A 21,473-nucleotide genomic window follows, 5' to 3' on the forward strand; every position below is an offset into this window, starting at 1 on the left:
GTTACATGCAACCTGACCGCGCTGATAGCCCATCTGGACCAGACTTGCCAGCGGCGCGGACGCTCAGGAACCGGCTTCCCTCATCTTCGCCTCGGCCTGTTGTGCCCGGATCACCATGCCGCCGGCGACGCCGACGCCGATGACGTACATCCAGCCCTCGTGGAAGTCGAACAGATGCGAGTTGAACAGCGAGGTAAAGACGTTCTGCACCACGACCAGCAGCCCGATCCACTTGGCAAGACCGTCGCCGCGAAACAACAGCAGATGCAGGATCCAGATCGTGTAGAGAACGACGACGCCGATCAAGCCCCATTGCACGGCGACGTTCAGCGTCTGATTGTGCGGATTGCCGATCACTTCGGCGGATGCCTGGTTGTGGCCTTGAGGCGTCGCGACGCGCTCGAACAATCCGCGCGTCGAGCCGGTACCGTGCCCGACGATGGGTGCCTCCGCGAAGAATCCGAGCGATTTCCGCCAGAATTCGAGCCGCATGCCCATCGAGGTCGACTCGCCCCTTTCCACATAGCCCCTGTAGTCGCGGGTGAACCTCTCGGTCGTCTGACGCAGATGCGGCGAGACCTGCCAGGCCAGCACGCCGCCGGCGAGTAGAGCGGCGGAGATGATCGCGATGCTGCGCCATTTGAGGTGGAGCAGTGCGAACACGCCGAGCATGATTGGAATGGTGACGAGCGCGGTACGCGACACCACCACGAAAACCAGGTTGGCGAAGAAGCTCAGCGCCAGCGCCGTGAGCAGTCCAGCGAGCCAGTATCGCTTCTCGCGCAGCAGCGTCACGATCGGATAGGCCAGCGCGACCGCGCAAAGCGCGAACTCCTGACTCTGGTCGATGTAGTTCTTGACGAAGACGCCGCGCTCGGGCGGATCGGTCTTGAGCGCGAGGTTCGGGTAGAAGGCGACCAGCCAGGACATCACCGACAACAAGGCGCAGGACGCCAGGAAGGCGAAGAAGATCCAGTGGCCGCGCGGCGATCGCTCGAAATGATAGATCAGGACCGGCAGCACGAGCAGCTTCACGGTCGGATTGACCGCATAGAAGCGGGCGCCCCAGGTCGCGTCCGACCAGAGTGTCCCCACCAGCGCGAGCAGGACCAGCGCGATCGGCGCCGCACAGATCGGACGTTTCAAGGATTGCAGGAAGTCGCGGACGTCGAGGAACGGCACCATGCAGAGCAGCATCAGCGCGTTGAAGATCCCCGCAAGCGACGTCGACCAGGGCAACGAGGCCGCGGTCAGGACCGCGAATATATCGACGGTCTCGCGCCAGGCCGCCGGGCTGCGCAGACGGCGAAGCAACATTTCGCCGGTCGTCTCGCGTGCGAGCGCCGTCACTTGCCCCCTCCTCGGGCGCGATGCACCAGCGCCGTCGTGCTGAAGCCCTGGAGGATGTCGACCAGCACGACCACCCCGCCCGCTTCCTCGACGACCTCGTGGCCAACCACCTGCTCGCGGGTGTAGTCGCCGCCCTTCACCAGCACGCCGGGCTTGATCCGCCTGATCAGGTCGATCGGCGTGTCCTCTTCGAAAATGACGACGAGATCGACGGCCTCTAACGCGGCGAGCACCTCGGCACGCGCGCGCTCGTCCTGAACCGGCCGCTCGGCGCCCTTGAGGCGCCGCACCGAGGCATCGCTGTTGAGGCCGACGATCAGGCGGTCGCAGGCGGCGCGCGCCGCGGTCAGTACCTTGACGTGGCCGGGATGCAGGATGTCGAAACAGCCGTTGGTGAAGCCGACACGCAGGTCCTGCCGGCGCCATTCGGCGAGTTGGGCATCGAGAGTATCGGGCTCGAGCACGATCTTCTCCTCGGCCGCGAGAGTGGCATGCGGCAGGATCTTTCGGCGCAGCTCGGCCGCGCTCACGCTGGCGGTGCCTTGCTTGCCGACCGCGACGGCAGCGGCGGCGTTGGCCATGCGCAATGCCGTGTCCCAGTCCGCGCCGGCCGCGAGCGACACCGCGAGCGCGGCGGCGACGGTGTCACCGGCGCCGGAGACGTCGCGCACTTTCACCGGGAAAGCCGGAACGTGAACGGCCTCGCCGCCCCGCGGCACCAGCGTCATGCCATGTTCGCCCTGGGTGACCAGGATCGCCTCGCAATCGGCGAGCCGCATCACGTCCTCGCTGGCTTCGACGATGCTCTGCGGCGTGTCGGCGCGGCTGCGGGTCGCTTCCGAAAATTCCTTGCGGTTGGGCGTGAGCAGCGTGGCGCCGCGATAGATCGCCCAGTTTAGGCTCTTGGGATCGACGATCACGGGCTTGCCGAGCTTTCGCGCGGCGTCGATGGTGTGGCGGATGACGCGCGCCGTCAGCACGCCCTTGGCGTAGTCCGAAAGCAGCACGAGGTCTGCACGCGCGATCTGCGGCAGGATCGCCTCGATCAGCTTCGTCTCGATCTCATCGGATACAGGCGCCGTCTGTTCCCAATCCGCGCGCAGCATGTGCGTGGAAAAATGTTCGGAGACGAAGCGGACCTTTCGCGTGGTCGGCCGCGAGGGATCGCACACCAGCACGCTTTCGATCGCAGAGAGCTCGTCCAGCGCCGTCTCGAGCCGTGCACCGGCGTCGTCCTCGCCGACGAGGCCGACGAAGATGCAGCGCGCGCCGAGAGAAGCGACGTTGCGCGCGACGTTGCCGGCGCCGCCGATATGGATCTCGCTGCGCTGGGCCGTGATGACAGGCGTCGGCGCTTCCGGCGAAATCCGCGACACCTCGCCATAGACGAACTCGTCCAGCATGATATCGCCGATGCACAGCACCGTGCGGCCTGAGATGGCTTGCGCGAGGGCGTCGAAATCGAGAATGGGCGTCGGCATGGTCAAAGAGCCTCAGCGGAAGCGGTCGGGCCGGTCGAGGTAGTCCCCGACATAGGCCTTCACGGCATCCTCGAGCGTCGTGAAGCCGCCGTTATAGCCGGCGCGGCGGAGCCGATCGACCTCGCTCTGGGTGAAGTACTGGTAGGCCCCGCGGATCTGCTGGGGCATGTCGATGTATTCGATGTTGGGCTTGGTGCCGAGCGCCGCATAGGCAGCCAGCATCAGATCCTTGAAGCTGCGCGCCTTGCCGGTTCCGACGTTGAAGAGGCCGGACACGGATGGCGTCGCCAGGAGCCACATGACGACGCGCACGACGTCGTCGACATAGATGAAATCGCGGCGCTGATCGCCGTCGGCGATACCCTCGCGATGCGATTTGAACAATTGCACGACGCGGCCGGCCTTGACGTCGTCGAAGCGGCGCGCCAGCACGCTCATCATCGAACCCTTGTGGTATTCGTTGGGGCCGAACACGTTGAAGAATTTCAAGCCCACACATTGCGGCGGCAGCGGATCGCCGTTCGCGCCGCGCCCGGCGACCGCAAGATCGAACATGTGCTTGCTCCAGCCGTAGAGATTCATCGGCCGAAGCTTCTTCAATGCGGGAATCGAGGCGTCGTCGTCGAAACCTGTCTCGCCGTCGCCATAAGTCGCCGCCGAGGAGGCGTAGATGAACGGCACCGTGCCGGCCGTGCACCAGTCGAGGAGGCGCATCGACATGCGGAAATTGCTCTCGAACACCAGGTCGCCGTCGGTCGCGGTGGTCGCGGAAATCGCCCCGAGATGGATCACGGCATCGAGCTTGCGGCCTTTCAGCCAGTCCACCAGCTCGGCCGGCGGAACGATATCCACAAGCTGGCGCTTGGCGAGGTTTCGCCACTTGCCGTCGGTGCCCAGCAGATCGCACACCACCACGTCGCTGCGGCCCGCGTCATTGAGCGCGGCCACGACATTCGACCCGATAAAACCGGCCCCGCCGGTCACCAGCAACATTCCACCTACCTGCCCGATTTTTTACGTCCCGATCCTGCCCTAGCGCATGAGCCGCCAAAGTGTAAGCGGTTTTGGGATTGAGCGGTCTGCCGGCTTTACCTGCCGGCCGGGAGCGGCTACCGAACCGCCAAATCATTGCGGCCCCGTCTAACGAATGAACCAGAATTCACAGCTTAACGGAGATGCAGACCGGAGCGACACGCGCCCGATTCTGATCATTCCCTACATGTGGATCGGTGATTTCGTCCGGAATCACACCGTCGTGCGAGTCCTGAAAGAGCGCTGGCCGAATCGGCCGGTCGACCTCCTCACGACCTCGCTGTGCGCCCCTTTGGTCGACTACATGCCCGGCGTGCGCGCTGGGATCGTCTGGGACCTGCCGCGCGGCCGGCTCGCCGTGGGCCGCCAGCTGGCCTTGGCGAAGCTCCTGCGCGAGCAGAACTACGGCACCACCTTGGTGCTGCCGCGCACCTGGAAGGCTGCCATCGCCCCCGCCTTGGCCGGTATTCCTGAACGGGTCGGCTTCGTCGGCGAGTTCCGGTTCGGGCTGATCAACCGCTGGCGCTGGGGTGAAAAGAAGCTGCCCCGTTTCATCGACAAGAACGCCGCCCTGGCGCAGCCCGACGGCGCCCCCCTGCCCCCGGAATGGCCGGTGCCGCAATTACGGGTTCCGGCCGAGGACATCGTCCGCTGGCGGCAGACCAACGGCCTCAGCGGCGGGGCCGCGGTGGCGCTCGCTCCCGGCTCGGTCGGCGTCTCGAAACGCTGGACGTACTATCCGGAGGCCGCCCGCCTGCTGGCCGAGCGCGGGCTGGAAGTCTGGGTAGTCGGCGGCCCCGCGGAAAAGGGTCTGGCCCAGGAGATCGTCGCGGCGGGCGGCCCCGGCGTGCGGGACCTCACCAGCGACGATCTGCGCAACGGCGTGCTGGCCATGGCGGCCGCCGGCGTCGCCATCTCCAACGATTCCGGCCTGATGCATATCGCGGCCGCCCTGGGCACGCCCACCATGGGCATCTTCGGTCCGACCAGCCCCTATCTCTGGGCCCCCCTCAACGGCCTCGCCGCCACCCTGGTCCAGGGCAAGGAAGTGCTGTCCTGCCAGCCCTGCCAGAGCACGGTCTGCAATATGAACGACCACAGGTGTATGCGGAATATCGCGGCGAGCGAGGTGGTGGAGATTGCGCAGCGGGTGCTGGGGGAGGCTGGTGCGAAGGCGGAGAATTAAACACCGCTGGCGAACGCGGTCCGCAGCGCCGCGGCACCAGTACGATCAAGCATGCGCACGCGACAGCTCATATCGAGCAGTCAAAGCGCCAATTGGAATGCTCCATTCCTTGCTGATGATCCGGATCATGTCCAGCGTCAGTGGACGGATGCGATTCAAAATTTCGGATGCCCGATTGCGTCCGATCAGAGCCGCCAATTCTGTCTGCGATCGCCCCATGGATTCAATTGCGAAATGGAGAACGTCGATTGGATCGCCGTGAGTGGTCGCGAAGTGATTGTCCTCGTACTCCCTGATGAGCGAAGACAAGACTTCGAAGCGATCACCATCAGGCGTGCCTGGAGCGGGCTCGGCCTCGAAATAGCGGGATACTTCCCGGATAGCCCAATCGTAATCCTGTTCATTGCGAAGAGGCCTTACGTCCATCATCACACGGTCTCCGCGTCTATTCCGTCGTACTCTGCGTGCGTGCCGACAAACTTGATGAGAGCTGTTTTGAACTTGGAGGAGAAGTGAACCACAAGGCGATACTTGTTGCCGCCTACGTCGAAGATGGCCCTGTTGTCGCCAACAAAGTCGATGTTGTTTCCAAACGCTCTCTTCAGGTCTGCAGGGCAACTCCAGTCACCCTTGGAAACGATTTCGTGCCAGGTACCCAAGGGGGTCTCCGCTTGGGGGTATCGCTCCCAAAAGATCTTGAGCGCCTTTCCAGCTATTACGTTCACAGCCATAGCATGTTCCCACTTCGGGATCAACGCAAAATTCCCAATATGGGAACATGATTGTAACGCCAACGCAATCCGCAGAGGCGGTGCACCGGCCGCCAAGCCATTGATTTCGCTACGGCCGCCTACTGTGCATGGGGTTGTTTTCGCGGTTTTATTTTCGGCCCTCCCCGTGTTGCTCAGAGCAGCGGCCGATAAACCTCGCCGATCCGCGCCGCTTCCGCATCGAGGCTGAACTTTGCCAACACCCGCGCCCGCCCCCGCTCGCCCATCGCCGTCGCAAGCGTCACGTCGCGCATCAACGGCTCCAGCGCCGTCGCGAGCGCATCGACATCGCCCGTCGGGATCAGCAAGCCGCTTAAGCCATCCTCGACCACGAGTTCGGCCGCGCCGGCGCGCGCGGCGACGAGCGCGCTGCCCGCGGCCATCGCCTCGATCAGCGTCAGCCCAAAACCCTCGTTGCGTGACGTGAAGGCGTAGATCGTCAACCGCTGGTACCAGCGCTGCACCGCTTCGATCGGCAGCTCGCCGGTGATGACGATGCGCGATTGCAGGCCGGCGGCCTCGATCCGTTTTTTCAGATCGTTGGCAAAGGGCGTCTGCTCGGCCGTGACCTGACCGACGATGACAGCGGTGAAATCCGGATAGCGCGGCAGCAGGCGGCACATCGCATCGACGAACACATCAGTGCCCTTCTGCGCGCGCACGCGGCCGAAGCAGCCGATGGCATAGCGGCCCGGCAGCGCGGTTTCCGCGAAGGCCGCCGCGCGATCGATCGGCGGCGCGTAAACGTCGGTATCGACGCCGTGCGGAATCACGGTCGCCCTCACCTTCAGGAACGAGGCCGAGATGTCACTCGTCGCGATGATCGCGTCCATGCGCCGGATCAGCCAGCGCGTGATCCAGCTGTGATGCCGCTGCGCCGCCGAGGTGAACACGAGCTTCAGTGGCCAGCCGAGCGCACGCAGCGCGACACCGGCGATCATCTCGTTGTTGCGCCGCGCGTGCCAGATCAGCGGCGCCTTGCGACGCCATAACTTGAGAAAATCGGCAACGCCGAGGCGCGCGATGCCCGCCGGCGCGTCGGAGCCGAACCAGGCGGCGCGATACAATTTCGCCAGCCGCGGCGCCACCATCCGGTTGGTCGCGGTGACCCCGGAATAGCGCCTGTGCAGATTTGGCACGATCACTTCGAGATCGCCGGGGGAATGGGCCACGTCACGCTCCGTTTGACAGGCCCCCTATACGCAACATTAAGCATAGTGACCAGTTCGGCCGCACCGATACCCCCTCTTCACCACGCAAGCGCTAGCTTTGCGCGTTGATCGAAGACGGGTGAGATCATGACTGTGCTAGTCACCGGCGGTGCCGGCTATATCGGAAGTCACACGGTCCTCGCGCTGGCGGAAGCCGGCGAGGACGTCGTCGTGATCGACGATCTCTCGACCGGTTTCTCCGCCTATCTGCCTGAGGGCGTGCCGCTGTTCATCGGCGATGCCGGCGACGAGAACCTGCTCGAAGGCGTGATCGCCCAGCACAACATCGAAAGCATCATCCATTTCGCCGGCTCCGTCGTCGTGCCGGATTCGATGCGCGATCCGCTCGGCTACTACCGCAACAACTTCATGACCGCGCGCAACCTGCTCAACGTGGCGGTCAAGCGCGGCATCAATCGCTTCATCTTCTCCTCGACCGCCGCCGTCTATGGCAATCCGGACCAGGTCCCGGTGCCCGAGCACGCGCCGACGCGGCCGCTGTCGCCCTATGGCTCGTCGAAGCTGATGACCGAGATCATGCTGCACGACGTCGCCGCCGCCTACGGCATGCAATACGTGACCTTGCGCTATTTCAACGTCGCCGGCGCCGATCCGCAGGCCCGCATCGGCCTTGCCACCGTCGGCGCCACGCATCTGCTCAAGATCGCGGTCGAAGCCGCGACCGGCCAGCGCGCCAAGATCGACGTGTTCGGCACCGACTACCCGACCCCCGACGGCAGCTGCATCCGGGACTTCATCCACGTCACCGACCTCTCGCAGGCGCATCGCTCGGCCCTCGCTTATTTGCGCAATGGCGGCGCCTCGACGACGCTGAATTGCGGCTATGGCCGCGGCTATTCGGTGCTGGAGACCATCGATGCCGTACGCCGCGTGTCGGGCCGCAGCTTTGCCGTGCAATACGCGCCGCGCCGGCCGGGCGACATCATGACCATGGTCGCCGACACCAGCCGCATCCGCGGACTCTTGGACTGGAAGCCGCAATACGAGGACCTCGAGACCATCGCGGCCCACGCTTTGGCGTGGGAGGACAAGCTGTTCCGCGAGCGCCACGGCGAGCTTCGCCACGCCGCCTCGGCCTAGAATCATCCCAAGCGCAAGCCCTTAATTGGGCTTGAAAAACCCCGCTTGAGCGGGCACAGAGGCCCATCGATCCCTGACGCGCGGGCAGGCTTTGTCCTGCGCCGTCAATGGACACCGGATGGCCCAGTTTCCAAAGAAAATCACCGACGATCCCTATGCGGCAATGGCCCTCGTGCGCCGCCTGGTCACGGAACAGGGGATTGTCTACTGGCGGCGCTACCTCGTTGCCTTCGCGCTGATGGCGGTGGCCGCGGGCGCGACCGCATGCGCGACCTACGTGCTCGGCCAGGTCATCAACCAGGCCTATGTCGACAAGAACATCCCCGGCATTGCGATGTTCTCAGCGATCACGGTGATCCTGCTCTTCATCAAGGGCATGGCAACCTACGGCCACATGGTGATCCTGACCAAGATCTCGAACGCGATCCTTGCCACCAACCAGCGCCAGCTCTTCGCCAAGCTGATGCGTGAGAGCGTCGGCTTCTTTTCCGAGCGCCATTCCTCCGAATTCCTCGCGCGGCTGACGGCCGGCGCCAAGTCGATCACCGACGTGCTCAACATGCTGGTCAACGCCATCGGGCGCGACCTGTTGATGCTGCTCGCCATGATCGGCGTGATGGTGTGGCAGGATCCGCTGATGTCGTTCATCGGCCTCGTCGCGGTGCCGCCGGCGATGCTGGTGCTGCGCAAACTGGTCAAGCGCATCAAGGGCCTCGCCTACAACCAGTTCACCGGCACCGCCGACATCATGGAGACCATGCAGGAGTCGCTGCAAGGCATCCGCACGGTCAAGGCGTTCACGCTGGAAGAGACCATGCAGAATCGCATCGACGAGAACATCGCGATCGTCGAGCGCAACGCCAACAAGATGGCGCGCGTCGCCAACCGCTCCAACCCGCTGATGGAGATGCTGGGCGGCTTTGCGGTCGCGGGCTGCCTGATGTACGGCGGCTACAGCGTGGTCGCGCTCAACGCCACGCCCGGCGCGTTCTTCTCCTTCATGACCGCCTTCCTGATGGCGACCGAGCCGGCCAAGCGGCTGGCGCGGCTCAACATCGATTTGAACAGCCAGCTCGTCGGCGCCCGCATGCTCCTCGAAGTCGTCGACAGCCCGGCGAGCGAGCATTCCGACGACGACAAGCCGGCGCTGAAGCTCTCCGACGCGCGGATCGAGCTGCGTGACGTCAGCTTCGCCTACCGCGCCGGCGAGACCGTGCTCAACCGCATGAGTTTCGTGGCCGAGCCCGGCAAGGTCACCGCGCTGGTCGGCCCCTCCGGCGGCGGCAAATCGACCGTGCTGGCGCTGCTCTTGCGCTTCCATGAAGTGACGCAAGGCGACATCGTGATCGACAGCCAGTCGATCGGCGCGGTCTCGCGCAAATCGCTGCGCTCGCAGACCGCTTATGTCGGCCAGGACGTCTATCTGTTCCGCGACACCATCCGGAGCAACATCGCCTTCGGCAAAGCGGGCGCGGGCGAGGACGAGATCATCGAGGCGGCGAAGGCGGCCTGCGCGCATGATTTCATCATGGGCTTCCCGCTCGGCTACGACACGCCGGTCGGCGAGCACGGCACGCAGCTATCCGGCGGCCAGCGCCAGCGCATTGCGGTCGCGCGTGCATTGATCAAGAACGCGCCGATCATTCTGCTGGACGAAGCCACCGCGGCGCTGGATTCGGAGTCCGAGCGGCAGGTGCAGGAGGCGATCGAGCATCTTTGCCAGAATCGCACCACCATCGTGATCGCGCACCGTCTGCACACCATCATGCACGCAGATAGCATCCTGGTCGTCGAGGGTGGCGAGATCGTCGAGCAGGGCCGGCACGACGATCTGCTTCGCCGCGGCGGGCGTTATGCCTCGTTCTTCCGCCTGCAACACCACCACGATTCCGGCGCCCTGGCGCCGATCAGCGCAACCGCATAGAGTTCGTCCACCTCAAGAGCAGCGAGACCGCTTCATGAACGCCGCCTCCTACGTCATCCCGCTTCCGCCCCAGGCTTCGCTTCCCGTCGTGGGGGAAAGCGGCCGTTATCCGGTCCGCCGCATCTGGTGCGTCGGCCGCAACTATCTCGAGCACATCCGCGAGATGGGCAATGACGAGCGCGCTCCTCCGTTCTTCTTCGCCAAGCACGCCGACATGCTGGTGCCCGACGGCGCCACGATTCCCTATCCGCCGCTGACCAAGGATCTGCATCACGAGGTCGAGCTGATCGTGGCGATGAAGAGCGGCGGCCTCAACATCCCAGCCGACAAGGCACTCGATCACGTCTACGGCTACGCCGTGGGCATCGACCTGACCCGCCGCGACCTCCAGATCGCCTCGCGCAAGAAGGAGCGCCCCTGGGAGATCGGCAAGTCGTTCGACGGCTCCGCTCCGTGCTCCGCGATTCAGCCGGCCTCGAAGATCGGCCATCCCGCCAAGGGCAAGATCTGGCTCACCGTCAACGGCAAGGAAGCCCAGAAAGGCGACCTCACCGAGCTGATCTGGAATGTGCCCGAAATCATCTGGCAGCTGTCGCAGCAGGTGAAGCTCGCCGCCGGCGACATCATCATGACCGGCACTCCCGCCGGCGTGTCGCAGCTGCAGCCCGGCGATAAACTCGAGTGCGGCGTCGACGGTGTCGGCACGCTGAAGGTGAGCATCGGTCAGTCGGAATAAGGCTGAGCTCGAGATCACGGGAAGGCAAAAGCCCCGGGCGTCGCGTCCGGGGCTTTTTGCGGCTTCAAGTTCGCCGCTGATGCGCCCCCGCCGCGTTGATGTCCTTTCCGGTGTAATCGGTCATCATCGCAGTCGCGACCAGCGTCACGACCGCGCAAATCGCGATGTAGACCGCGATCGCGGTCGCCGAGTGGAACATGCCGTACAGCCAGGTGGCGATCAGGGGCGCGGGGCCGCCAGCGATCACGGACGCGAGCTGATAGCCGAGCGAGGAGCCGCTGTAGCGCAGGCGTCCGGTGAAGCTCTCGGCGATCAAGGCGGCTTGCGGTCCATACTGCATGTCATGCGGAATCAGCGACAGGATGATCGCGAGGAAGATGATGGTCAGCGACCCCGTATTGAGCATGGTGAAATAGACGAATCCGAAGATGCCCGTCACAGCAGCGCCGAGCATGTACATGTTCTTGCGGCCGATCTGATCGGAGATATGTCCGCACAGCGGGATCGACACGAACGACAGCACCGAGGCCGAGAGCACCGCGGTCAACAGGAAGTCGCGCGATACGTGCAGGGTGCCGATGCCATAGGAGAACACGAAGGCCGTGAAGATGTAGAACGGCGCCTGCTCCGACATGCGCGCAAACGCAGACAGTAGAATCTCCTTCGGGTATTCCCGGATCACCGTAAGCATCGGCGTGCGATCGACCTGACGTTCGGCCACGAGCTTGGAGAATACCGGGGTTTCGAGAATGCCGAGCCGGATATAGAGGCCGACGCCGACCAGCATGATGCTGAGCGCGAAGGGAATACGCCAGCCCCACGCCTGGAATTGATCGCCTGCCATCTGGCTGAACGCCAGCACCGCGAGATTGGCGAGGAAAAGCCCGCAGGGCACGCCGAACTGCGGCCATGATGCGATCAATCCACGGGATCGGTCGTTGTGGGCCCATTCCATCGACATCAGTACCGAGCCGCCCCACTCGCCGCCGACGCCGACGCCCTGAATGAACCGCAGCACGGTCAGGATCACGGCGCCCCAGATGCCGATGCTGGCATAGGTCGGCACCAGGGCCACCGCGGCGGTCGCCAGTCCCATTAAGAGCAGCGTCGCGATCAGCGTGGATTTACGTCCAATGCGATCGCCATAGTGGCCGAAGATTGCCGCGCCAACGGGCCGCGCGACGAATCCAACCGCATAGATCGCAAACGCCTCCAGCGTGCCGACCCAGGGGTCCGAGTGAGGAAAGAAGAGCTTTGCGAAAACCAGACCCGTGACGGTGCTGTAGAGAAAGAAGTCATACCATTCGATCGCAGTCCCGATCGTAGAGGCGATCACAGCGCGGCGAAGCTGGCGCTGATGCTCGGATGCAGTAAGTCGGGTGGCGTCGAGGTCAAGTGTTGCCATGGGAGCGCATCCTCGGATAGGCCCCCGCTTGCGTAGGTTTCACCTGTTATTGCTGAACAAACGATGCTGGGTTCCAAGGGTTCCAGCCAATGTGGGATGAGAGGCTAGAACTTTAGTCGGCCGATAAGCCCAGCGAGGAGGCACTACCAGGCCTTCACCGGCCGATTGGCGTGGCTAGTCTGCGGCACACCGCGATTGAGCGACATGTGCGAATGCACACACAGCCACCCATCGCCATGTCTCGAGAACACCATCGTCGCCCGGCCTGGGCGTGCAAACGTGCTGCCGTCTTGATGATAGCCCGTGCTCGTCCACGGCGCGATCACCGTCGCGCCGTCGGGCGATGCCAGGATCGAGGTCTGATCGAGTACGAAACGAAAGTCGGCCGTCTTCGGCCAGACATTGTCCCATTGCGTCGAGACCCACTGATCGAGACCGGAGATGACATCGTTATAGGTGCCGAAGGCCAGCACGTCCGGATGGAAGAGCGGTCGCGCCGAGGCGTAGTCGACCTCGCGGACATAGCCCGCGAAGGTGTCCAGCCAGGCGCGAAAGAACGCCACGACCTCCGTGTTCGCGGTCGGCAAGGATGCGATTCCGGGACCAGTCACCGCAGCGCCGACCACACGATGAGACCAAGGACCAGCGCCGTCAGCGAGTACTTCAGCGTGTAGTAGACGCGCCGGTTCCACTCCTTGACCTTGCGGCTGCCGAGATGGATCTCGTAGAGCTTGCCGAACACCTTGTTGAGGACACCGACATTCTCGCCCTCGACGTTCTGGGTCGCGGACGCCTTGACGATGTGATGGCTGACCCAGCGGTTGATCGCGGTCATGAAGCCGAACTTCATCGGACGCTCGACGTCGCAGAAAAGGATGATGCGGTTGACGTCGGTCGCATTCTCGGCGCTGTGGATGAAGGTCTCGTCGAACATGAAGGCTTCGCCGTCGCGCCAGACGCATTCGACGCCGTCGACCAGTATCCGGCACTTGTTCGAGTTCGGCGTGACCAGGCCGAGGTGATAGCGCAGCGAGCCCGCGAAGGGATCGCGGTGCGCGCCCAGCTTGCCGCCCGGCGGCAGCATCGCGAACATCGCGCCGTGCACGCTCGGGATCGACTTGAGCAGCTCCACCGTCTTCGGGCACAGCGTGTTCGCCGACGGCAGGAAGTCGTCGTACCATTTCAGGTAAAACCGTTTCCAGCCGCTCTTGAAGAACGAGTAGAAACCCCAGTCATTGTTCTTCGCAGCTGCGCGGATGAAACCTTCATCGAACAGGCGCACGGCCTCGTCGCGGATGGTTTCCCAATTCTCGCTCAGCGGCTTCAGCTCCGGAAACTGCTCGACCGAGATCACCGGCTTGTTTGGGACCGCCGAGCCCGCATACATCAGCACATTGTAAGGTGCCAGATAGGTCGAGTGGTCGCCGAGCTGGCGCGCAAAGCGCAGCCGCTGCTTGCCGCGAAAGTGAACGTAAATCGTCGATGCCGCCAGCACGTAAAGAATGACAAGTTGCGGCGCGAAAAGCTGTTTCAACATTTCCCCGTTCCCCAGTGAACCCAGCCGGGGAAGTCATCTACTCCGGCCGAACGGGTGCGACAAGATACTTCACCAGTGGGTTGCGTTCACACTGGGGAGAGTAGACGAGGGAACCTGGCGGCGGTCAATCCAGCCAAATCAGGCCCGGGACAGCGCCTGGAGACCCTTGAAGGTCAGGCGCTTGGGGTCGGTGACGCCGGCCAGATAGAGACGGCGGATGAAGGCGATGACGGCGTCGCGGTCGCAATCGGTCAGCGCGACGACGGCGTCGACTGCGATTCTCTGGGCTTCCATTGGGCTTACCTCGGCCTTGCAAGTAACCCCGGCCGAGACAGGCTAGGATTGATCCGTAAATCCGGCGTTAACCGTTCGGGCAGCATGGCCGATCCAGCCTAGCGGCCGAATACGTAAGACAACGCATGGCGCGATGGCGAGCGCCTGTATGTATCGACCGCCTCAGGCCTTCAACTGCCGCCGATATCGGCGACGGCCTGGGCTGATGGTGGCATGCTCAGCGATCATCTGACACCGTACAGGCTATTCGGCGCCGGACGTCGTGACCTTCCGCGTCAATGATTTCAGCAATTCAGCCTGCTGCAGCACCAGTTCACACTGCTTTCGCGCATGAGCACTCGACAACTCAATCCATTCCGAGAGCGTTTTCGCGCGGCTCAACTCACGAGCATACTGCAAAGTCGCTCCCGCATTCACTTTCATCAGTTCGAGTGCCACGGCGTGACACTCAGCCGCCGGTCCCTCTCGGAGGTCACTGTCCGGACTGGCTAAGTCCTTCGCGTAGTCCAACGTGGCGTGCATCCCGACCTTCATTGCCTCCAAGGCATGCGCCTGCATGTTTCTGGCAATTTCTACGGCGAGAGTCGTGGTGCTGTTGGAGTCCTGGAATTGCACGGAATGCGATGCCTCCTTCGCGGGCGGGAGCATCGCGACATTCACGTCGCTTGCCACTTGAACAGCCGTCTCGGTACGCGGCATCCGAGGGGCGTTCTCGGCAGGTATCTCGGCTGCCTGCCCGCTTGGCGGTCCATCGTCCCGGGGGACAGCAACTCGGTTGGCCGACATCTCCAGCAGGCTCTCGTCGATGGTACGGCCCAGCGCTGTCGTCAGCTCCACCAGCGAACGACGCCTGGCGCTTGCCGCCTCAGCAGGCTGTCTTGATCGCCGCTTGCCCATGACTATCCGACTCCACCAGAAGGTGCTCCGAGACCCAGCCCCAGAGGTCAATGATTTCGTCCGACGCTTTTCCTTCCGGCGCGAACTCGGTCACGCCCAACCCTACACCGAGTGCATCCTGATGGTCGTTGCGTTGCCCAACGAAGGGAAGTGCAAGCACGCCCAGCGAGCTGAGCGAGGTGGCAGCCTCGCTCAGCCGGCATCCCCGTGTGGGCGTCTGATTGAGAATGAAGGCAAAGCGGCGGTTCAGCCTGCGAATCGTGATCAGCGTAGGCACTGCGGCTTCGATATCAGCCGGGCTCGGGCGCGCCGGGATGAGAGAGAGGTCGGCACTAGCAATGGCGCGCATCGCCAAGTCATTGTTCGTGGCTGCTGTGTCAATGATTGCAAGCCAAACGCCCTCGGCCCGGAGGCGAGATATGATCGCCTCGATCTCAGCGGGATCGGCAACGCGCTCCACGCGAGGGTGAGGATTTTCGCGGCGCTCTTTCCATTTCGAGATCGTGCCTTGCATGTCCGCCTCGACAAGGGCGACACGCTCTCCTCCAGCCATGGCGGCCACGGCAAGCCCAACGGCCAGCGTACTCTTGCCGCTTCCGCCTTTTTGCGTGACCAGAGCAACCACGTGCATGTCCCGCGCTCCCATCGAATACCAGCGACGCGGAACTCAGGCGCTGTCGGAAGTAGATTGCATGCGACGATAAAATACTACTTCAAGTCGCGATTCACCTCAAGCGAGCAACGGGTTCCTCCGGCAACATACGGAGATCAGGAATACCGCATCACGCCGTCGTCGATCCGGCCGAAGCGCAGGGAGACGATGTCGAGCGCGTAGTTCTGGTACAGCCGCCAGGGCTGCTTCGAGCCCTGCTTGGGCATCTTGGCGACCGAGCGCTGCACATAGCCGGAGGTGAAATCCAGCGACGGCTGCGCAGTGATCTCGGGATCGTCGTTGTGCGGCATGCACTGACGGAAATTGTGCCGATCCATGTAGTTGATGAGACGGCAGATATATTCGCAGGTGAGATCGCATTTCAGCGTCCAGGACGCGTTGGTGTAGCCGAAGGCCGAGGCCATATTGGGCACGTCGGCATACATCATGCCCTTGTAGGTCAGCGTCTTGGCAAAATCGACGGCGCGGCCGTCGACACTGACCTCGAGGCCGCCGACGACCTGGAGCACCAGCCCGGTCGCCGTCACGATGATGTCGGCCGCAAGCTCGCTTCCGTCTTTCAGGCGGATGCCGTCATGCGTGAACGTATCGATCTCGTTGGTGACGACGCTGGCGCGCTGCTCGCGGATCGCCTTGAAGAGGTCGCCGTCGGGCACGAGGCACAGCCGCTGATCCCAGGGATTGTAGCGCGGCGTGAAATGGGTCGCGACGTCGTAATCGGGGCCGAGCGCCATTCGCACGCCACCGAGGATCAGCCTCTTCACCTTGTCCGGCCTGCGCCGGCTGAGCTGGAAGAAGAACATCCCCCACATCACGTTGCGCCAGCGGATCAAATGATAGGCCAGCCGCGCCGGCAGATTGCGGCGCAATTTGTTGGCGACGGGATCCTGCGCCGGCCGCGAGACCACATAGGTCGGCGAGCGCTGCAGCATGGTGACCTGCGCCGCCTTCTTGGCGAGCTCCGGCACGAGCGTCACCGCGGTCGCGCCCGAGCCGATCACGACGACGCGTTTTCCCGCATAATCGATGTCATCGGTCCATTTCTGCGGATGGACGATGCGGCCGGCGAAATCCGCCACACCCTTGAACTCCGGCGTGTAGCCCGCCTCGTATTTGTAATAGCCCGAGCACATGAACAGAAAATTGCAGGTGAGCCGCACGAGCTCGGTCGCACCCTCGCCCGAGATGCGCTCGACCTCGATGGTCCAGCGTGTCTCGCTCGTCGACCACGAAGCGCGCTTGACGCGATGGCCGAAGCGGATGTGCTTGTCAATGCCGTTCTCGCTGGCGGTCTCGCGCACATAGTTCAGGATCTGCGGCCCGTCGGCGATCGCTTTGGGGTCGGTCCACGGCTTGAAGGAATACCCGAGCGTGAACATGTCGCTGTCGGAGCGGATGCCGGGATAGCGAAACAGATCCCAGGTGCCGCCGATGCAGTCGCGCCCCTCCAGGATGACGTAGCTCTTGCCCGGGCATTTGGTCTGAAGATGATAGCCCGCGCCGATGCCTGATAGCCCGGCACCGACGATGAGGACGTCGAAATGTTCTTGTTGCATGGTTTCCTCCGCCGAGGAGGATTGTCCGCCCGCCGCTGCTGCCCGTCAATTGGCAATCAGCCGTGCAGCAACCGCAAAGCGAGTTGAATTCCGTGCGCCGAAACAACAAAGCCCCGGATCGCTCCGGGGCTTTGCGTCGAAGATCGATGGGATCGGCCGATCAGTAGCGGTAATGATCCGACTTGTACGGACCTTCCTGCTTCACGCCGATGTAGTCGGCCTGGTCCTTGCGCAGCTCGGTGAGCTTGACGCCGATCTTGGCGAGGTGCAGGCGGGCGACCTTCTCGTCGAGCGTCTTCGGCAGCACGTAGACCTTCTTCTCGTACTTGCCGTCCTTGTTGTTGGCGAACAGCTCGATCTGGGCCAGCGTCTGGTTTGTGAAAGACGCCGACATCACGAAGGACGGATGGCCCATCGCGTTGCCGAGGTTCACGAGGCGGCCCTCCGACAACATGATGATGCGGTGCTTGTCGGGGAATTCGATCTCGTCGACCTGCGGCTTGATGTTGGTCCACTTCAGGTTACGGAGCGCCGCGATCTGGATCTCGTTGTCGAAGTGGCCGATGTTGCAGACGATGGCGCGATCCTTCATCGCGCGCATGTGCTCGATGGTGATGATGTCCTTGTTGCCGGTCGCGGTGACGAAGATGTCGGCGCGGGGCGCGGCGTCTTCCATCGTCACGACCTCGTAGCCTTCCATCGCGGCCTGCAGCGCGCAGATCGGATCGACTTCCGACACCATGACGCGGCAGCCGGCCTGGCGCAGCGAGGCGGCCGAGCCCTTGCCGACGTCGCCGAAGCCGGCGACCATCGCGACCTTGCCCGACAGCATGACGTCGGTGCCGCGGCGGATGCCGTCGACCAGCGATTCACGGCAGCCATAGAGGTTGTCGAACTTCGACTTGGTGACGCTGTCGTTGACGTTGATGGCCGGCCACAGCAGCGTGCCCGCCTTCTGCATGTCGTAGAGACGATGCACGCCCGTCGTGGTCTCCTCGGACACGCCCTTGATGCTCTTGGCGATGCCGGCGAAGTAGCTCTTCGGCTTCTCCTTGAGCTGCTTCTTCAGAAGCGCGAAGAAGACTTCCTCTTCCTCGGAGCCGGGCTTGTCGAGGAAGGCGGCGTCGCCGTTCTCGGCGCGCAGGCCGAGATGGACGTACATGGTGGCGTCACCGCCGTCGTCGAGAATCATGTTCGGGTGACCGCCGCCATGCCAGTCGAACAGCTTTGCGGTGTAGTCCCAGTACTCGGTCAGCGTCTCGCCCTTGACGGCGAAGACGGGAATGCCGGCGGCCGCGATCGCGGCGGCCGCGTGGTCCTGCGTCGAATAGATGTTGCAGGAGACCCAGCGAATGTCGGCGCCGAGTGCTGCCAGCGTCTCGATCAGCACGCCGGTCTGGATCGTCATGTGCAGCGAGCCGGCGATGCGTGCGCCCTTCAGCGGCTGCTTCGGGCCGTACTCCTCGCGGGTGGCCATCAGGCCGGGCATCTCGGTCTCGGCCAGCGAGAGCTCCTTGCGGCCGAAATCGGCGAGCGAAATGTCCTTGACGATGTAATCGGTGAAGCCGGGCTTCGCGTTCATTGGGTGTTCCTGTTTGTTTAGCTCGTCATTCCGGGGCGCTCGTGAAACGCGCGAACCTGGAATCCAGCAGTTCGAGATTCCGGGGTCGCCGCTATTGCGGCGCCCCGGAATGACGCAAATGAATCAGAGCGCGCGCTTGAGCTGCTCGACGAGATCGGTCTTCTCCCAGGAGAAGCCGCCCTCATTGTCGGGCGTGCGGCCGAAATGGCCGTAGGCCGAGGTGCGCGCGTAGATCGGACGGTTGAGGTCGAGATGGCTGCGGATGCCGCGGGGCGTCAGATCCATCGCCTGCGCCGCCGCCTTCTCGAGCTGCTCCTCCGACACCTTACCGGTGCCGTGGGTGTCGATGTAGATCGAAAGCGGACGCGCCACGCCGATCGCGTAGGCGAGCTGCAGCGTGCAGCGGTCGGCAAGACCGGCGGCGACGATGTTCTTGGCGACGTAGCGCGCGGCGTAAGCCGCCGAACGGTCGACCTTGGTCGGATCCTTGCCGGAGAACGCGCCGCCGCCATGCGGGGCCGCACCACCATAGGTGTCGACGATGATCTTGCGGCCGGTCAGGCCGGTATCGCCATCGGGACCGCCGATGTAGAACTTGCCGGTCGGATTGATGTGCCAGATCGTCTTCGGCGTGATCCAGTCCTTCGGCAGCGCCTCGCGCACATAGGGCTCCACGATGTCGCGAATCTGCTTGGACGAGATGTCCTCGATCAGATGCTGGTGCGAAACCACGATCTCGCGCACGCCGACCGGCTTGCCGTTCTCGTACTGCACGGTGACCTGGCTCTTGGAGTCCGGACCGAGCACCTTCTCCTTGCCGGAGTGACGGGCTTCGGAGATCAGGCGCAGGATCTTGTGGGCATAGAAGATCGGCGCCGGCATCAGATCGGGCGTCTCGTTGGTGGCATAACCGAACATGATGCCCTGGTCGCCCGCGCCCTCTTCCTTGACTTCGCCCGGCTGAAGCGCATCGACGCCCTGGGCGATGTCGGCCGACTGCGGATGCAGCAGGATCTCGACGTCGCAGGTCTTCCAGTGGAAGCCTTCCTGCTCGTAGCCGATATCCTTGATCGCGCCGCGGACGACACCCTCGATCTGCTCGTTGGTCACCGACTTCGGACCGCGCGTCTCGCCGGCGATCACCACCTTGTTGGTGGTTGCGAGCGTCTCGCAGGCGGCGCGGATCTGCCAGGGGTCGATGCCGGCCTTCGGCCCTTCGCGGTAGAACAGATCGACGATCTCGTCGGAAATGCGGTCGCAGACCTTGTCCGGATGACCCTCGGACACGGACTCGCTGGTGAAGAGATAGGACGCGCGCATCAGTAACCCCTTGTTCCGCCGCTAAGCCGGCGGGCGTTTGCGATGTTTACCTGTGGAGATGTCAATCACGCCGGCGCGAGATGACGTAGGATTCGTCGAGAAACCAGAGCCCATTGTACTTTCGCAGCACGTCCCTGGCGGCATCCAGAGTGCGGCCGTTTTGAGTCATTTCTGTCAACCGGTCGTCCTCAATCTGAGCGACATACACCGCCGCATTCCACGCTGCAAAGGCCGTCGAGGTTCCGATCGTACCGGTCACCTCGTTGGGCAGCGCTTCCATATCATACCTGAAGATCGAGCGGTTATCCGCATATGCATTAAAATTTAAGTCGCGGCCCACCGATCCGAGTTCATACTTAACGGCGCGCAATAGCTCATGACGGCTCACCGCGAAAGGATTTTCTCCAGGCCAGATCGCCTGGATCATTTCCATGCCCGGATCCTGGCCGTGCGAGTGGATTCCGATCAGCCGCCCGCCCGGGCGAAGCGCCCGCGCCAGAGGTGCGATGATCCGCTTAGCCCGGAAGTTGACCGAGGACAGGGCACGATACGGCTGTGACGCGATGACGAGGTCGAAATTGGCTTCGGTCTGGCCCGGCCGCGGAATGGTCGAATCCAGCAGAAACCTGTGGTCCTCGCGATACAGCACCAGAACGACGGGCCGTTCGTACAGCGGCATGGCGGTGCGCGGGCTGATCGCGGCGCGCCAGTTCTGCTCCAGGAATGGCCGGAGCTCGGCGATCTGCTGCTCGAACTCGCCCGATGAGGCGCCCCGCAGCGGGACCTCGTGCCAGACCGTCGCAGCCGCCGCCGCCGGCGATGCCGGCGTGAGCCAGGGCGCCTCCGAATAGAACATGTTGGTGAAGACGAACACCGACGCCGGGTGCTCGAAAATGCGGTCCGGCACCTTCTCCAGCGTCAGGCGCAGATCCTCCAGACTGAGCTCCTTGCCGGCGACGTAGAACGGCATGTGAGGATAGCGCTGGTGCGTTGCGCGCAGCACCCGCGCCAGCACCGTGCCGTCGCCGACACCGGCGTCGAACAGGCGCAGCGCCGGTGGGCGCGGATGGATCGAGGCGAGCTCCAGCGCGACCCTGTCCGCGATCACCCGCTTTTCGCTGCAGGTGTGCACGAACAGCAGGTATTTCTGACGGTTCTCGAAGAAGCGGAAATTGCCGCGCGGGTCGCGCTTTTCGGGCGGCACCTGCAGTCCCCGCGGCGGCGGCACACCGCCGGCCATCGACGCCGCCATATAGGCCTGGATCCGCTCCAGCGTGTCGATGGTGATGCGTTTGCCCTCGCGCAGACGATGCACCAGCTTCCCATCGTTCACCGCGCGCCGGCCGAACGTCGATTCCGCCATGTCCGCCTTGCGGCAGAACTCCGTGATCTGGCTCAGGATTTCGTCGTTTTTCATA

The 21,473-nt window shown here is 63.6% G+C and carries 20 protein-coding genes; 4 read left to right on the plus strand and 16 right to left on the minus strand.

What is annotated here, in order from left to right; translation table 11 throughout:
* Positions 1-63: 63 nt before the first annotated feature.
* From UNPA324_RS27555 to rfaD, 3 genes are read right to left on the minus strand one after another with little or no spacing between them, the layout of a single operon-like run.
* Positions 64-1,350 (minus strand): O-antigen ligase family protein, encoded by a 1,287-nt coding sequence (locus tag UNPA324_RS27555; protein WP_141936938.1) that lies wholly within the window; start codon positions 1,348-1,350, stop codon positions 64-66.
* Complete coding sequence (gene rfaE1, locus UNPA324_RS27560; protein ID WP_141936940.1) at positions 1,347-2,831, minus strand: D-glycero-beta-D-manno-heptose-7-phosphate kinase; 1,485 nt, start codon at positions 2,829-2,831, stop codon at positions 1,347-1,349. The genes UNPA324_RS27555 and rfaE1 overlap by 4 nt, the downstream gene beginning before the upstream one ends.
* 12 nt (positions 2,832-2,843) lie before the next feature.
* A complete protein-coding gene (gene rfaD, locus UNPA324_RS27565) occupies positions 2,844-3,824 on the minus strand; it encodes an ADP-glyceromanno-heptose 6-epimerase (protein ID WP_141936942.1) in 981 nt (326 codons plus the stop codon).
* Positions 3,825-3,978: 154 nt separating this feature from the next.
* Between rfaD and waaF the strand changes: the two genes are divergently transcribed.
* Positions 3,979-5,049, plus strand: coding sequence for a lipopolysaccharide heptosyltransferase II (gene waaF, locus UNPA324_RS27570; protein WP_141936944.1), 1,071 nt, complete (start codon positions 3,979-3,981; stop codon positions 5,047-5,049).
* Positions 5,050-5,094: 45 nt separating this feature from the next.
* On the opposite strand, the gene UNPA324_RS27575 is transcribed toward waaF, so the two are convergent.
* The 3 genes from UNPA324_RS27575 to UNPA324_RS27585 all read right to left on the minus strand — a co-directional run bounded on the left by UNPA324_RS27575 (position 5,095) and on the right by UNPA324_RS27585 (position 6,991).
* Positions 5,095-5,478, minus strand: a complete 384-nt coding sequence (locus UNPA324_RS27575; RefSeq protein ID WP_349630218.1) for a helix-turn-helix domain-containing protein — start codon at positions 5,476-5,478, stop codon at positions 5,095-5,097.
* Positions 5,478-5,774, minus strand: a complete 297-nt coding sequence (locus tag UNPA324_RS27580) for a type II toxin-antitoxin system HigB family toxin (protein ID WP_181769682.1) — start codon at positions 5,772-5,774, stop codon at positions 5,478-5,480. Before UNPA324_RS27580 ends, UNPA324_RS27575 begins: the two co-directional genes overlap by 1 nt.
* Before the next feature lie 179 nt (positions 5,775-5,953).
* Complete coding sequence (locus UNPA324_RS27585; RefSeq protein ID WP_141936947.1) at positions 5,954-6,991, minus strand: glycosyltransferase family 4 protein; 1,038 nt, start codon at positions 6,989-6,991, stop codon at positions 5,954-5,956.
* Between the two features lie 126 nt (positions 6,992-7,117).
* Here UNPA324_RS27585 and galE point away from each other — a divergent pair, with 126 nt between their 5' ends.
* The 3 genes from galE to UNPA324_RS27600 all read left to right on the plus strand — a co-directional run bounded on the left by galE (position 7,118) and on the right by UNPA324_RS27600 (position 10,791).
* The gene (gene galE / locus UNPA324_RS27590; protein ID WP_128918252.1) at positions 7,118-8,131 is read left to right on the plus strand and encodes a UDP-glucose 4-epimerase GalE; all 1,014 of its coding nucleotides are present in this window, start codon (positions 7,118-7,120) and stop codon (positions 8,129-8,131) included.
* A 118-nt stretch (positions 8,132-8,249) separates the two neighbouring features.
* A complete protein-coding gene (locus UNPA324_RS27595) occupies positions 8,250-10,055 on the plus strand; it encodes an ABC transporter ATP-binding protein (RefSeq protein ID WP_141936949.1) in 1,806 nt (601 codons plus the stop codon).
* Positions 10,056-10,089: 34 nt separating this feature from the next.
* Positions 10,090-10,791, plus strand: coding sequence for a fumarylacetoacetate hydrolase family protein (locus tag UNPA324_RS27600; protein ID WP_128918254.1), 702 nt, complete (start codon positions 10,090-10,092; stop codon positions 10,789-10,791).
* Between the two features lie 64 nt (positions 10,792-10,855).
* Here the strand turns inward: UNPA324_RS27600 and UNPA324_RS27605 are convergent, their stop codons facing one another.
* From UNPA324_RS27605 to UNPA324_RS27645, 10 genes are all read right to left on the minus strand, one after another.
* Complete coding sequence (locus UNPA324_RS27605; protein WP_141936951.1) at positions 10,856-12,196, minus strand: MFS transporter; 1,341 nt, start codon at positions 12,194-12,196, stop codon at positions 10,856-10,858.
* A gap of 143 nt (positions 12,197-12,339) precedes the next feature.
* Positions 12,340-12,792, minus strand: a complete 453-nt coding sequence (locus UNPA324_RS27610) for a YybH family protein (RefSeq protein ID WP_141939042.1) — start codon at positions 12,790-12,792, stop codon at positions 12,340-12,342.
* 11 nt (positions 12,793-12,803) lie between these two features.
* Positions 12,804-13,733 (minus strand): aspartyl/asparaginyl beta-hydroxylase domain-containing protein, encoded by a 930-nt coding sequence (locus UNPA324_RS27615; protein WP_141936953.1) that lies wholly within the window; start codon positions 13,731-13,733, stop codon positions 12,804-12,806.
* A 138-nt stretch (positions 13,734-13,871) separates the two neighbouring features.
* Positions 13,872-14,027, minus strand: coding sequence for a hypothetical protein (locus UNPA324_RS35360; RefSeq protein ID WP_007612486.1), 156 nt, complete (start codon positions 14,025-14,027; stop codon positions 13,872-13,874).
* 243 nt (positions 14,028-14,270) lie between these two features.
* The gene (locus UNPA324_RS27620; RefSeq protein ID WP_181769537.1) at positions 14,271-14,924 is read right to left on the minus strand and encodes a phasin family protein; all 654 of its coding nucleotides are present in this window, start codon (positions 14,922-14,924) and stop codon (positions 14,271-14,273) included.
* The gene (locus UNPA324_RS27625; protein ID WP_141936955.1) at positions 14,893-15,555 is read right to left on the minus strand and encodes a nucleotide-binding protein; all 663 of its coding nucleotides are present in this window, start codon (positions 15,553-15,555) and stop codon (positions 14,893-14,895) included. Before UNPA324_RS27625 ends, UNPA324_RS27620 begins: the two co-directional genes overlap by 32 nt.
* A 137-nt stretch (positions 15,556-15,692) precedes the next feature.
* The gene (locus tag UNPA324_RS27630) at positions 15,693-17,153 is read right to left on the minus strand and encodes a flavin-containing monooxygenase (protein ID WP_141936957.1); all 1,461 of its coding nucleotides are present in this window, start codon (positions 17,151-17,153) and stop codon (positions 15,693-15,695) included.
* A gap of 160 nt (positions 17,154-17,313) precedes the next feature.
* Positions 17,314-18,735: an adenosylhomocysteinase gene (gene ahcY / locus UNPA324_RS27635; protein ID WP_141936959.1), complete on the minus strand. Its 1,422-nt coding sequence runs from the start codon at positions 18,733-18,735 to the stop codon at positions 17,314-17,316.
* Between the two features lie 123 nt (positions 18,736-18,858).
* Positions 18,859-20,055, minus strand: a complete 1,197-nt coding sequence (gene metK / locus UNPA324_RS27640; protein WP_141936961.1) for a methionine adenosyltransferase — start codon at positions 20,053-20,055, stop codon at positions 18,859-18,861.
* Positions 20,056-20,116: 61 nt separating this feature from the next.
* A complete protein-coding gene (locus UNPA324_RS27645) occupies positions 20,117-21,472 on the minus strand; it encodes a hypothetical protein (RefSeq protein ID WP_141939046.1) in 1,356 nt (451 codons plus the stop codon).
* Position 21,473 lies beyond the last annotated feature (1 nt).

The organism is Bradyrhizobium sp. UNPA324 (genome assembly GCF_006658635.1).
GTDB classification, from domain to species: Bacteria; Pseudomonadota; Alphaproteobacteria; order Rhizobiales; family Xanthobacteraceae; genus Bradyrhizobium; species Bradyrhizobium nanningense.